Source organism: Prevotella sp. E15-22, from assembly GCF_023204875.1.
Taxonomy (GTDB): domain Bacteria; phylum Bacteroidota; class Bacteroidia; order Bacteroidales; family Bacteroidaceae; genus Prevotella.
The window spans coordinates 429615-444396 of the sequence record NZ_CP096247.1; the positions used below are offsets into that span (position 1 = coordinate 429615).

Consider the following 14782-nt stretch of genomic DNA (forward strand, 5'->3'; position numbering starts at 1 on the left):
GAAAGAAATTATTTGCTTGTATGATGATGCTGGCTTTGAGTTCAAGCATCTGGTCATTAACTCCTTGGAAAAAGGGTGCCTTCGAAACGAAGAAGTATAGAAATGTGTTCGTGGAGATGGGCTATGATGAGAAAGCTGTGAACATTCGTTTGCAGCAGGTGTTTGCCGATGTGTTTTATGGTCCTAATAGGGTGTACTTCGAAGTCAACGATTCGATGGCTTACATCTCGGATATCAAGAACCACGATGTGCGTACTGAGGGCATGAGTTATGGTATGATGATTGCCGTGCAGATGGATAAGAAGGATATCTTTGACAAACTGTGGCGTTGGGGTAAGAAATACATGCAGCATCAGGATGGTATCCGTGAGGGCTACTTCGCCTGGAGCTGTAAGATTGATGGCACACAGAACTCTGCTGGTGCTGCCTCTGACGGTGAACTGTATTATATCACGGCACTGATCTTTGCCTCTAACCGTTGGGGAAATGATACTGGTATTAACTATAAGGCTGAGGCTCAGCGTATTTTGAACTGCACCATGCCGCGTGAATATACACCGGAGCCGCGTCCAAACTTCGGCGGTTTTGGCGGTGCTCAGCGTCCTCAGCAGCCACAGGGTCCGCAGAAGATGTTCCTCGTTGACCCAGAGACGAAACTGATTACCTTCACGCCGGATGGTTTTGGCCAGCGTTATACAGACCCTTCTTACCATATCCCTGCTTTCTATGAGGTGTGGGCCAAGTGGGCCGATGATGGTCGCTCGGATTATTGGAATGAGTGTGCAGCCAAGAGTCGCGAGTTCCTGCATAAGGCTATCCATCCCGAAACGGGACTTAATCCGGATATGTGTAATTACGATGGTAGTTTGATGGAAGGCTGGGGCGGTCGCCGTAACAGTAGCAACAACTTCCGTTACGACTCATGGCGCGTGCCCATGAATATTGCGATGGACTATGAATGGAGTTGCGCCGACGGAGAGTGGCAGCGTCAGTATGGCGAGCGCATTCAGAATTTCTTCTACTCTCAGGGGGTAGATAAGTTCGTGGACCAGTATCGCGTAGATGGTAGCTTACCCGAAGAGAATGAGATTCTTCAGGCTGGTGGTTTCCGTAAGTTGCGCCATAGTATAGGTTTGGTGGCTACTACAGCTGCTGCTTCTGTTATGTGTTCGCATGACAAGAGTAAGGAGTTTGTCGATGCGTTCTGGAAGGCAGAGCACAAGCCTTTCGAGGATGGCTATTTTGATGCTTATTATGATGGACTTCTAAGACTCTTTGCCTATATGCACTTAAGCGGCAACTACCGCGTTATCTTCCCGCAGAAATAAAAGGAAAAATACAAAAAACAAAATACTAACCATTAACCACTTCATGATGAAAAAACTATTTGTATTATTAATGCCGCTATTGGCATTAACGGGCTGCACCTCCGACGAGGAGGCTGCATGCCCTGTGTTAAATGTGGAAGGAGGCCAGATACAGGGCGTCCAATGTGAAACCGCTGGCGTATTTGCGTATAAGGGTATTCCTTATGCAGCACCACCTATTGGCGACCTGCGCTGGAAAGAGCCTCAACCAGTGGTGGCATGGGACAGTGTGCGCCAATGTGATAAGTTTGGTCACCCTGGCTATCAGTCTGTTCACTATCCTGGCGGATATACCACTGAATGGGGCTATGGTGACGAGGCTCCTTATAGTGAGGACTGCTTGTATTTGAATGTCTATACGAAGGCTCCAGGACAGGTGGATAAGAAGTTGCCCGTGGCCTTATGGATTCATGGCGGAGGTTATCGAGAGGGCTGGGGCTCTGAACCAGAGTTCGATGGCCAGGAGTGGGCATCTAAGGATGTTGTATTGGTCACTATTAACTATCGTCTGGGTATCTTTGGCTTTATGACCTATCGAGAGTTGTCGGATGAGAGTCCTAATCACGTCAGTGGAAACTATGGCATCCTCGACCAAATCCAGTCGCTGAAATGGGTGAAAGCAAATATCGCACAATTTGGTGGCGATCCTGAGAATGTCACCATCTTCGGCCAGAGTGCCGGTGCCGGTAGCGTGCGTACCCTGTGCGAGTCGCCATTAGCTCGTGGACTGTTCCAGAAAGCCATTATCATGAGTGGTGGCGGTATCAATGTGCCTGCCAAGGATGGTGAGGAGGCAAAGTCGGCTACACCGATGAACAAGTTCTTCTCTTATAATCCCACGTTGCAGGAGAGTGAGGCGGAGACAAAGATGGTGATGGACTGGGCTGGGCTGACTAATCTTGAGCAACTGCGTCACGCCTCAACGGAGTTGCTCTACACCATCCCTCAATTATATAATATGGTGAACAAAACGGATGTGTTCGTGATGCAGCGTCCTATTATTGATGGCTATGTTTCGAAGAAAAGTTTCGATGAGGCTACACGCGATGGGTCTATTGCCGATGTGCCATATATGATTGGCTATACACAGAATGATTTGGGCGCAATGGGTCCTGGCATTGCTGAGTTCTGTAAGGTCCGCCAACAGCAGGGAAACGTGGCATGGGCCTACGAGTTTGCACGTCCGTTGCCTGATGATGGCCAACATCCTGAGGTGACCAATCGTTTGAAGGGTGCTTTCCATTCTTCCGACTTGTGGTTTGTTTTTAAATCTCTCAAGCACTGCTGGCGTCCTTGGACACAAGGAGATTGGGACTTGTCTGAGAAGATGTTGACGGCATGGACTAACTTTGCTAAATATGGAGATCCGAATGGAAATGGAAAGGATGGTATGGGCTGGACTCCCTGTACAACGGAGTCTCCTCAGTTTATGCTTTTTAAGTTAAACGAAAAAGATGCGGAGCACTCTGAAATGGGTGAACCGATTGTCCCATAATTAGTTATGTGATGATAATTTGGTAAAATAAATGTCCTGTCATATGCATAATGGCAGGATATTTTTTTCTATGTGTAAAAACTACAATAAAATTACGAGCTTCTTTTGTTTATGTCGGATTTATTCACTATCTTTGCATTCGCATATGAAGAAGTGGCCCTCTGTTATCCGTCAATCGTTATCAACAAAGTTGAGTCTTTGGTTGGTGGCTTTCGTGGCAGTCATGTTGGTGGCTGCTCTTTTTGTGATGTTTATGTATGCACGCAGGGCTGTGAAGGCCGAGGCACTGGCTAAGTCGGAGGCTGCCCTTGACGGTATGATGCAGAGCATTGACAATAAGTTGCATGAGGTTGAGGTGGCTGCGAATAATATTCATTGGCGTGTGGAGGGGGCTATTGATAACCCGGCAGCATTGCAGCAACTTACGCGTAAGATGCTAGAGGAGAATACCTCTGTCGTAGGCTGTGCCATTGCCTTGGATCCTATAGCATGGCAGGGAAATGGTAATCAAACCATGTTCTGCTCTTATAGAGGGCAAGACTCCATCAGGGTTTCTGATCGTTTTGGAGATAAACCCTACACGGAACAAGACTGGTATGTGCGCCCCATGGTTAGCTGTCAAAGAGAGTGGAGCGATCCAACGATAGAACCATTGCGAGGCGGCTATCCTATCTTAGGTTATAGTATACCAATACGTCAAAATAATCGTGTGGTTGGCATCTTTGTCACTGCCATCTCGTTGGAATGGTTGTCGCGTATGGTTGAAGCGGCTCGTCCATTCCCAAGTACTCATTGTGCGCTACTGACCAAGGATGGTGATTTTATTGTTCATCCAGACAGCACCCGTTTGCATTCCGGTAACATCTATAAGCAGTTAGCCCATCATCATGATGAAGCCTCACAGCAATTGATGGAGTCAATGTTGAAGGGTGAGAGCGGTTATATGTCGGTGAGTATTTATGGCACCGACTGTTATGTGTTCTATAAGCCTTACCGTAATACTGGTTGGAGTATCGACATTGTGAGTCCTAAGTCGGAGGTTTTTGCTACCTATAACCGCCTGCAGTCTTTTGTTGTGGTTATCATGGTTGTCAGTCTGCTGTTATTGCTTTTATACTGTTTCCAGGTGATTCACTGGCTGATGAAGCCAATCAGGTATTTGGATCTCTCTGCTCAGCGTTTGGCATCCGGCCGTTTTGATGAACCAATAGCCGATAGCCTTCGCCATGACGAGATTGGCGGACTTCAGCGCAGCTTCCGACTTATGCAATGTTCGTTGGCAAACTATCTTTCTGAGATTCGCCAACATTCTGAGGTACTTAAGAATCAGACGAAGGCCCTAAAAAAAGCTCGTGACAAGGCCCGAGAGGCCGACCGACTGAAATCCGCGTTTGTCCATAATACCACCGATCAATTGGTGGAACCTGTTAATGCCATAGCTTCTGCTGTATCTGTTATTCAGGAGAATAGTAATAACCTTGATCAGATTGATGTGGTTCAGTTGACGACAGGTATTGCAGATAACACGAAAAAAGTGACATCACTACTGGATAAAATCATTGAAGTATCAGTAAACAGAACCACTGCCGAAAATGAAACTACCGAATCCAATTCATAATACGCATTATTCTCTCTCAACAAAGATCTGCCTATTTTTATTGCCCTTTGTTATAGGCGTCTTTGTCTATGCTCTTGGCGACTTGTTCCTACAGTCGCGTCGCATGCTGCGACAAGAGGCCATAGAACGTGCAAATTGTGAACTGGAGAATACGGTTTCGCGAGTAGGTGGCTATATAAAAGAGGTAGAGACTATCTCTCGCAATACTAAATGGCAATTGCTGGATAATCTGACGCCCGACTCGTTGATGGCCTATACGCGTAGGGCGGTATTGCTGAATCTTGATATTAATGGCTGTTCTATCATTTTAGAACCAGATGCTTTTTCTCAGGAAGGACAATTCTATTCGGTGTTCTCCACGCGTGTAAATGACTCTGTTATGACTGCGTGCGAACTGGAAAACAGTAACCAAAAAAAAGATTGCTATCGATTGGTTCGTGAATATGGAGAGGCTCAATGGATGGATCCTTTGGGTGATAATCATCAAAACGAAAAGACGGCATCGGAGATTATCGCGTCTTTTTATGATCCTATTTATTCCTCGGAAGGACGTTTCGTGGGTGTCGTCTCAACGGGTCTTTCTCTTCAATGGCTCTCGAAGGCGATGTCTGCCTATAAACCATACGAGCATTCATATTGTATGATGTTGGGTAAGGAAGGACAGTTTATTGTTCATCCCGATTCAACGATATTGGTGAGTAAGACAATCTTTGATGATGTCGATCCTCTGACACAGTCGGACATGATTGCTTTAGGTCATGAGATGATGTCAAAAAAGAAAGGTTTTATGAGGGTGAATATCGACGGCGATCCATGCTATGTGTTTTATCAGCCCCTGGAACATGTGGATTGGAGTGTTGCCTTGGTATGTCCAGAGAGTGATATCTTCCATTATTACAATAAATTGCTTTATGTTCTTTTCCCGTTGTTAGGAGCAGGCTTGGTTTGCATGTTCTTCTTCTGCAGAAAGATTGTGGCATTCTTTATTAAACCTTTAGGAACGTTGGAACGCCAGACTTGCTATATTGCTGACGGACATTTTGACAAGCCACTGGAGTCAAGTCGTCGTACTGATGTGGTGGGACGTTTGCAGAATAGTTTTGTTGTTATGCAAGAGTCTCTGTCTAAGTATGTTCATCATCTAGAGCGTGTGAACAGCGAGACGGCTCGTTATAATGAGGAACTTAAACAAGCAAACCTGTTGGCAGAAGAGGCTGCCAAACGCCAGACTGCATTCTTGCAGGATGTGCTCCATCAGATTCGCACACCGCTAAATATCATTATGGGTTTTGTGCAGGTGCTACGCGACGATTATACAATGATTTCTAAGGATGAGATTGGTGAGGTCACGGAAACTATGCAGCATAATGCTGCTACAATCACACGTATTGTTGATATGCTGATGGCATCGTCGGCTATTGATGGACGAAAAAATATTGAATTGAATGACGAGGTGACTTGTGGTGCTGTAATAAGCGAGGTCGTTACTTTCTATAATGCCCGTTCTCCCCATGTGTCCGACTTGCAGGTAGATTCGTATGTCAATGATGAGATGCAGGTGCGAACCAATAAAGAGTATCTGATGAAGATTCTTAATGAGCTGCTGTTTAATGCGAAGAAGTTTACGACCAATGGACAAGTGATGTTAAGGGTGAAGACTGCAGGTCTTATGCTGCAATTTATTGTTGAGGATCACGGCCCAGGTATTCCTTTCGCTTATCGCAGTCGGATTTTTACTCAGTTCTCAAAAATCAATAGCTTTTCTGTTGGTTTGGGTCTTGGCTTGTCTATTTCCAAACAGTTTGCCGTTATGCTTGGAGGTGATTTATGGCTCGATGACCAATATGATGAAGGTGCGCGTTTCGTGTTGGAAATACCAATCAAATAAGCCGTTTTCTAAAGAAATGTATGAAGCACATGAGCTCTTAGGTCCCTTTGAAGTTAAAGGGACTTAAGAATCTCTTTTGCGCGTGCTATTTGCTCAGCGGTTGGCGGAGCAACGTCTTTTAGCGAATAATTTACGCCTAGTTGTTCCCATTTGAAAGTACCCAAGGTGTGATAGGGTAGAACCTCTACCTTTTGTACATTATTTAGTGTATCGAGGGTCTTTCGCAACTGAGTGAGTTGGTCTTCATCGGTAGTGATGCCAGGCACCAATACGTGACGAATCCATACAGGTTTGTTGATGTCCGACAGATAGCGGGCACAGTCAAGAATGTTCTCGTTGCCGTGACCTGTCAACCAGCGATGCTTCTCGCTGTCGATATGTTTGATGTCGAGCAGCACCAGGTCGGTACTCTGCATCAGACGTTCAAACTTACCAAAGAAAGGCTCCTCGCGAGAAAAGGGCTGGGCAGCGGTATCAAGACAGGTGTTGATGCCACGTCGATGTGCCTCCTCAAACAGCTCTATCAGGAAATCAATCTGCAGCAGCGCCTCGCCACCACTTACGGTAATGCCGCCATCGGGCCCCCAGTAGCTGCGGTAGCGCTCGGCTTTGTCCAGCAACTCGCTGACGGTAGCTGTTGTACCACATTGAGCCGAACCGAGTTTCCATGTATCAGGGTTATGGCAGTAGCGACAACGCATGCGGCAACCCTGCATGAAAATCAGAAACCGAATCCCTGGCCCATCAACAGAGCCAAAGGATTCGGTAGAGTGTATATAGCCTGTACTACTCATTACAGGCTCTCGTGAGATTGACGTGCAATAACATCCTCCTGCTGCTCGCGAGTCAGGTCGATGAACTTCACAGCGTAACCAGATACACGGATGGTGAAGTTAGCGTACTCGGGCTTCTCGGGATGTTCCATAGCATCGCGCAGCTTATCTACACCAAACACGTTCACATTCAGGTGGTGAGCACCACGGCTGAAGTAACCGTCCATCACGCGAACCAGCGTGTTAGCACGCTCCTCGTCGTTCTGGCCCAGAGTGTTGGGACTGATGGTCTGAGTATTAGAGATACCGTCGAGGGCATACTCGTAAGGCAGCTTAGCTACTGAGTTCAGAGATGCCAGCAGACCGTTCTTCTCGGCACCGTAGCTTGGGTTAGCACCAGGTGACAGAGGAGTACCAGCACGACGGCCGTCGGGCAGGTTACCGGTGTATTTACCATATACCACGTTAGAGGTGATGGTGAGGATAGAGCAGGTTGGGGTAGCGTTACGATAGGTAGCGTGCTTACGGATCTTCTTAACGAAGGTCTTCAGCAGCCATACTGCAATCTCGTCGGCGCGGTCGTCATCGTTACCGTAGCGTGGGAAGTCGCCCTCAGCTACATAGTCAACGTTGAAGCCCTCTTCGTCGCGAATCATTTTTACTTTCGCATACTTAACAGCAGAGATTGAATCTACTACGTGTGAGAAACCTGCGATACCAGTAGCGAATGTACGACGTACGTTGGTATCGATCAGAGCCATCTCGGCAGCCTCGTAGAAGTACTTATCGTGCATGTAGTGAATCAGGTTCAGGGTGTTTACATACACACCAGCCAACCAGTCCATAGCCTGGTCGAAGCGTGGAGCTAGCTCCTCCCAAGTCAGGTAATCGTCCTTGATGGGGCGGAAACCAGGAGCAACCTGCTCGCGGGTCTTGGCGTCGACACCACCGTTACATGCATACAGGAAACACTTAGCTAGGTTAGCGCGTGCTCCAAAGAACTGCATCTCCTTACCAGTCTGTGTAGCACTTACACAGCAGCAGATGCTATAATCGTCGCCCCATACAGGACGCATAACCTCGTCGTTCTCGTACTGGATTGAGCTGGTCTTAACCGAGATCATAGCAGCGTACTTCTTGAAGTTCTCGGTCAGACGAGGAGAATAAAGTACGGTGAGGTTAGGCTCGGGTGAAGGACCCATGTTCTCCAGAGTGTGCAGGAAACGGTAGTCGTTCTTGGTCACCATGTGGCGTCCGTCCATACCCATACCACCTACCTCGAGAGTAGCCCAAACGGGGTCGCCCGAGAAGAGCTCGTTGTATGATGGGATACGAGCGAACTTAACCATGCGGAACTTCATTACCAGGTGGTCGATGAGCTCCTGAGCCTCACTCTCGGTCAGGGTACCCTCTTCCATATCGCGCTGGATGTAGATGTCAAGGAATGTAGATACACGACCTACCGACATGGCAGCACCGTTCTGAGTCTTGATGGCAGCCAGGTAGCCGAAGTACAGCCACTGTACAGCCTCGCGAGCGTTGTTGGCAGGCTGAGAGATATCGAAACCATAGATCTGAGCCATAGCCTTCATCTCCTTCAGGGCCTTGATCTGCATTGAGATCTCCTCACGCTGACGGATAACGTCGTCGCTCATGATGCCGGCACCGCAGTTGCGCTTGTCGGCTTCCTTCTCGGCAATGATAAAGTCGATACCATACAGAGCCACACGACGGTAGTCACCCACGATACGGCCACGACCATAGGTGTCGGGCAGACCAGTCAGAATGTGGTTGTGACGTACGTGCTTCATCTCCTCGGTGTATGCATCGAATACGCCATCATTGTGGGTCTTGCAATATTTAGTGAAAATCTCGTGCAGCTTCTCTGAAGGCTTGTAACCATAGTTTGTGCAAGCCTGCTCGGCCATCTTGATGCCGCCAAAAGGCATGAAGGCGCGCTTCAAGGGTTTATCGGTCTGCAGACCAACTACCTTCTCCAGATCCTTCTTGCTCTCGTCGATGTAGCCAGGACCATAAGATGTCATGCTTGATACGATTTCTGTCTCCATGTCGAGCACACCACCCTTGGCACGCTCTTCCTTCTGCAACTCCTGCAGACGTCCCCACAACACGTTGGTGGCATCAGTAGGCTCAGCCAGGAAAGACTCGTCGCCTTCGTAAGCTGTGTAGTTGTTCTGAATAAAGTCTCTGAGATTGACCTCCTCGGTCCATTTGGTTCCTTTAAAACCACGCCATTCTTTACGCATATACTTATGTTTTGTTACTTGAAAATAATACCTATTTGAAAATTTGGCTGCAAAGGTACTACTTTTTTGTCAGTTATGCAACTTTTTTGTTCAACAATCGTGCTATTTTCGAAATTATGACACATCGTAAATCTGTGATAATCATAGCCTGAAATAGGATAAAAATGACATATGGGGGGCTCTTCTTTGCTAAAAGAAATATTTTTCGTATCTTTGCACACAATATGTAAGTAAAATAAGGAAAATGATGACAAAAAAGATTTTATTCTTCGTGCTGACATTGGTGTCGTTGACTATGTCGGCACAGATCAAAAAGCAGTCTGCAAAGCTTACTTCTCCTGATGGACATCTGAGTGCAACGATTCAACAGCAGGGTTTGACTCTCTGCCGCGATGGTCGTGTGGCTCTTCAGTTGCCTAAGGTGGGCGTTGAGGGCAATACTAATATGCCAGTCTTCTCTTTTGAAGAAAAGGTTAAGGCTGACTATACGATGATTTCCGGTAAACGTAGCCACTGCACCAACGTGGCTAACGAATATCGTTGGTCAATGGGCGAGGGCCAGACCATGGTGCTTCGTCTTTACAACGATGGTATTGCTTTTCGTTATGAGTTCACCAACCTTGCAGGTGAACTACCTCGCGAGCTGACCACCTATCAGATAGCTGAGGGCACTCGTCGTTGGATGATGCAATGGGGAGATGGCGCAGAGGGCTTCTATCCTCTGACTACCTCCTATAAAACGAAACCCGGTCAATCGTTCAGTGGCGTATGGAAGTCGGCTGAAGGTTGGAACACCCGTTGGGGCTATCCAGCTCTTATTCAGTCTGCTGATGATATCTTTGTGCTTATTTCTGAGGCCAATATCGAGCGTCAGCAGAGTGCTTCTTGTCTTTATAATGAAGGTGAGAACTACCGCGTGGTGGCCGACCAAAACGAGTCGAAGGTCATTGGCAAATGGCACACACCATGGCGTGTGGCTATTATCGGAAGCCTTGCCGATGTAGTAGAGTCGACCCTTATAACAGATGTGAGTGAACCCAATCAGCTCACCGACACTAACTGGATTCAACCTGGTGTGGTATCGTGGATTTATTGGGCCTATAATCACGGTTCCAACGACTATAACATCATCAAGAAGTACATAGATATGGCAGTTACTTTGAAATTGCCATATATGCTGATTGATGCCGAGTGGGACACGATGAAGGATGGCAAGAGTATTGAGGATGCCGTGAAGTATGCCAACGACCATGGCGTGAAGCCTATGATTTGGTATAACTCTTCTGTGGGATGGGTTGATGGAGCTCCCACACCGAAATTCCGCTTGAATAAACCAGAGGACCGCGAGAAAGAGTTCGCTTGGTGTGAGAAGATTGGTGTGGCTGGTGTGAAGATTGATTTCTTCTCGGGTGAGAATCTGAAAAACATGGATTTCTGTCTCGACTTGCTGGAAAGTGCTGCCCGTCACCACTTGTTGGTCAACTTCCATGGTGCTACGGTGCCTCGTGGATGGCAGCGTACCTGGCCTAACCTGCTTTCTACCGAGGGCGTCTATGGTGCCGAATGGTATAATAATGTAGGTACTTTCACGAAGCAGGCTGCATGCCACAATGCAACTTTGCCTTTTACCCGCAATGTCATTGGTCCTATGGACTATACACCTTGTGCATTCTCTGATTCGCAGCATCCTCATATCACGACCCACGGTCATGAGTTGGCGCTTACCGTTCTCTTTGAGAGTGGACTGCAACATCTGGCCGATCGACCCGAGAGTTTCTTGGCTCAGCCAAAAGAGGTACAGCAGTTCTTTGGTCAGTTGCCCGCTGCCTGGGACGAGACTCGCTTTGTCTCTGGTTATCCGGGCGAGAGTGTTGTTTTGGCTCGTCGTTGTGGCAAGACATGGTATGTAGCTGGCATCAACGGTACCGATGAAACCAAGACATTGTCACTGCCCATGAAATTCGTGAAAGGCAAGCAGATTGTTCTCTTTGCCGATGGTGAGCCCTGGAATATTACAAGCCTGAAGAAAGTTCCTTCTTCACTCGAGTGTAAGCCTCGTGGCGGTTTTGTTATGATTATCAAGTAATTAAAAAATATAACCAATCACTAAGAAAATGAAACTCAACCAGTTAAAACATTTGCTTTTGGTGCTGGCCTTTGTCACGATAGGTCAGTCACTGATGGCTCAGCAGCGTCGTCCTATCGACTCGCAGCATCCGTTGTGGATGGTCCATATTGACGTTTGGAACAGTGCCGATCCTCAAAAGATTATTGACTTGATTCCTGCAGACATTAAACCCTACGTTTGTATGAACCTCTCGCTATCGTGTCAGTTCGATACGGCCACAGGCATGTATCGTATGCCTCGTAATGCTGTGCGTACCTATAAGTCTTGGGCTACGGTGTGTCAGCAAAACAATATGTGGTTCTGCTGCCAGCCTGCATCGGGCGGACACACCCATATTCAGGACAACGACCTCGAGACCTTCGAGTATTTCTTCAAAACCTTCCCCAACTTTCTTGGTTGGAACTATGCCGAGCAGTTCTGGGCCTTCGGTGACGCTGGCGACCTGAGCTCTATGACGAAGTCGAGTCGTTGGAATCTGTTTGCCAACCTCGTGGAGATGTCTCACAAATATGGCGGTTTCCTCACTGTCAGTTGGTGCGGAGGTATCTATCATTTCGATACAGACCCTCTGGCCGAACTGAAGACCGACAAGAACTTCATGGCAGCCTGTAAGAAATATCCTGAGGCAATCCTGTTCCTTTATAAATACACGCACTGTAGTAGTTTCTATAACAACGAGAGTGTATGCTTTGGCCCCTTTATCTCCGGTCTGACTAAAAACTATGGTGTGCGATATGACAACTGCGGCTATAACGACATGCTCACGAAAGTGCTGGGCGAGAAACATGGTAAGAAGTACCCGGGCTCTGCTGGTATTGGCACTGTGATGGAACAGACCTGCGTCAACGGTGGCGCTGTTTGGGATGGTCCAGAGCTCATTTGGACGGAAGACTTTCAGAATCTCAACAATTCAACCGTAGATGGCTATACCCGTCGTAACTGGGGCTTATTCCCCAATTTTAAAGGCATCTGGCTCGACATGTGGCGCGAGATTATCAAGGGTAATATGTATATTCCCACTCGTGAGGAGGTTGTTGCCAAGACTAAGGCAGTCCTCGTCCACGATGCAACTGATGATTTCAAGGTGCCCGATGCTCTGTATGATGGATTGTATAAGGTGAGCGACCCAGGCAACAAGGGTGATGGCCGGTGGGAAAACAATGGCTGGTATCTGAAGTCGTCAGGACGCTATGGTGCTATTCCCATGGTGGCAGGACTTTACGACAGCATTGCCAAGACCATACCTGTCCAGGTGAAGAAGTCTGCATACAGTTCTCGTTGGGGCACTCAGTCGAAGAAGGTTAACGAGTTCAACAGCCTTTATCCGGAAGTCTCTTCTGGCGACCTTTATGTGAACCGTTATCATAACCGCTTGGTCACTTATACACCATATACGTATCTAAATAAGAAGAAGACGGCCGAGGCCAGCATTCCCCTGCAGTATAACACTTGCGATACGCTGAAGTTGCTCTATGGCAAGTTGTCCAGTGGCTATATTCAGGAGTATGCCGACCATATCGATTTCTATCTGAACAACTACCGCAGTGACTCTACTACCCAGCAGACCGACCAGATTTGTATTGTGGGTGCCACCGAGAAGCCTAATTATACGCTCACCAAGCACACTACAGGTGCAACGGGCTATAATGCCTCGGCAACGGAAACTTATGACGAAGCAACGCATCTCTATACCCTGAGCGTAAAACACATGGGACCTGTTGATGTCTCTATCGCCTGTGCAGGTACTAACGATCGCTCTGACGTAGAGGATGCACCCATATTGTCTCAGCCTCTTGAGCAGCCAAAACAGCCTGAGGCCTATCATGGTCCGATTATTATCGAGGCCGAGAATATGGACTACAAGAATGTTAGTGTCAACCTGACTCATTCAGGTTGGTGGGCTCAGGACTACAAGGATTTTTCTGGCATGGGTTATATTGAGACTCAGGCTAATACGACAGCAGCTCTGCGTCATCAGTTAAAATTGACCGAGGGTGGTGAATATAATATCCTTGTGCGTTATTGTAACAGCAGTAAGGCTGGCAATATGAAAGCCACCGTTAATGGCACTACCCAGACGATTGCTTTCGAGAAAGTAGGTAAGAATGATTGGCGCGAGGTGACGATTCCCGCAACCTTGAAGGAGGGAACAAACAACTTTGTTCTTCAGAACTCGGGTTCCATCAGGATGATTATCGATCAGATTATCTATATGCCTGTTGAAACGCCCAAGGAGAAGTTCAAGGTAACTGTTCGTCATGCCGACTTTGGAACCATCGTTGCTGATGTCGATTCTGCCACAGCAGGTCAGGAGGTGCATCTCACTATTTCTGCCGACGAGGGCTATGGCATTAAGTTGCTTCGTGTGGTCAACTCTGTATACTTCACGCAAGGCAAGACAATACCTGTAACTGAAGGTGCTACCGAGGTTTCTTTCATTATGCCCGACGAGAATGTAACTATCCAGCCCGTGTTCTCTGATCTGTGTGCTGTCTATAACCTTGATTTCACTAGCGTATCTGCAGGCGAACTGCCTGTTGGATGGCGTACAACGGATGGCAGTGACGTGCGTAATTATCCCACCTCGAATGGTAGCGGTCCGCGAACCTTCAGCGGTCTGCAAGGCTACCAAGGAAAGGCCCTTTATTGGCGTACAACCAGTGCTGAGTATGGTCGTCTGGCCAATTATAAACTTTCACTGGAACCTGGAAAATATATGCTTGTGTTCGCCACTGCCGCGTGGAAGGGAACACCCACTTATCAGGCCAGAATCCTCAAGAGTAGTGGTGGCTCTGTTGTCTCATCGGCTACCATTACTGCTACGCCAAATCTGAATGGTAATGCCGCCGGCGATTTGTCACCAGCTGAGCGTAACACACTATCTTTCGAGATTACTACGAAGGGCGACTATGTCATTCAGTTTAAGGAGGTAGGAAGCGGTATGCAAGAGTTCCTTCTGGCCGAATGTCGTCTGCGTGACCTCAATATCCTTACAGGTATTAATACTCACTATTCTGAAGTCCGTATGCCAGAAGGAATCTACAGTCCGTCAGGCTTGCGTCGTCAAACATTGCAGCAGGGCCTCAACATTGTTGTTCGTCCTGACGGAAGTGTTCGTAAGGTCATGCTGAAATAGTCATTTGATGGCTTGAATCACAATAAGAGAGAGACTCCAAAGGGGTCTCTTTCTTATTTTGGTTAAATTTGGTTAATTTTTGAATTATTAAGAAGTAAATTGTATGAATT

The 14782-nt window shown here is 47.4% G+C and carries 8 protein-coding genes; 6 read left to right on the forward strand and 2 right to left on the reverse strand.

The annotated features are described in order from the left end of the window. The first annotated feature begins 20 nt into the window (after positions 1-20). The 4 genes from M1D30_RS01585 to M1D30_RS01600 all read left to right on the forward strand — a co-directional run bounded on the left by M1D30_RS01585 (position 21) and on the right by M1D30_RS01600 (position 6368). Entirely contained in the window at positions 21-1328 is a 1308-nt protein-coding gene (locus M1D30_RS01585; protein WP_371874181.1) for a glycosyl hydrolase family 8, read from the forward strand. Between the two features lie 43 nt (positions 1329-1371). Beyond that, entirely contained in the window at positions 1372-2862 is a 1491-nt protein-coding gene (locus tag M1D30_RS01590) for a carboxylesterase/lipase family protein (RefSeq protein WP_248505574.1), read from the forward strand. Positions 2863-3007: 145 nt separating this feature from the next. Continuing rightward, positions 3008-4480 (forward strand): cache domain-containing protein, encoded by a 1473-nt coding sequence (locus M1D30_RS01595; RefSeq protein WP_248505576.1) that lies wholly within the window; start codon positions 3008-3010, stop codon positions 4478-4480. Continuing rightward, the gene (locus M1D30_RS01600) at positions 4455-6368 is read left to right on the forward strand and encodes an ATP-binding protein (protein ID WP_248505578.1); all 1914 of its coding nucleotides are present in this window, start codon (positions 4455-4457) and stop codon (positions 6366-6368) included. Before M1D30_RS01595 ends, M1D30_RS01600 begins: the two co-directional genes overlap by 26 nt. A 53-nt stretch (positions 6369-6421) precedes the next feature. Here the strand turns inward: M1D30_RS01600 and pflA are convergent, their stop codons facing one another. Both pflA and pflB read right to left on the reverse strand, forming a co-directional pair. After that, on the reverse strand, positions 6422-7162 hold the full coding sequence (pflA, locus tag M1D30_RS01605) for a pyruvate formate-lyase-activating protein (RefSeq protein ID WP_248505580.1): 741 nt from the start codon (positions 7160-7162) through the stop codon (positions 6422-6424). Continuing rightward, positions 7162-9408 (reverse strand): formate C-acetyltransferase, encoded by a 2247-nt coding sequence (gene pflB / locus M1D30_RS01610; RefSeq protein ID WP_248505582.1) that lies wholly within the window; start codon positions 9406-9408, stop codon positions 7162-7164. The genes pflA and pflB overlap by 1 nt, the downstream gene beginning before the upstream one ends. Before the next feature lie 244 nt (positions 9409-9652). Here pflB and M1D30_RS01615 point away from each other — a divergent pair, with 244 nt between their 5' ends. After that, positions 9653-11494, forward strand: coding sequence for a glycoside hydrolase family 97 protein (locus M1D30_RS01615; protein WP_248505584.1), 1842 nt, complete (start codon positions 9653-9655; stop codon positions 11492-11494). Between the two features lie 28 nt (positions 11495-11522). Further along, positions 11523-14672 (forward strand): glycoside hydrolase family 98 domain-containing protein, encoded by a 3150-nt coding sequence (locus tag M1D30_RS01620; RefSeq protein WP_248505586.1) that lies wholly within the window; start codon positions 11523-11525, stop codon positions 14670-14672. Positions 14673-14782 lie beyond the last annotated feature (110 nt).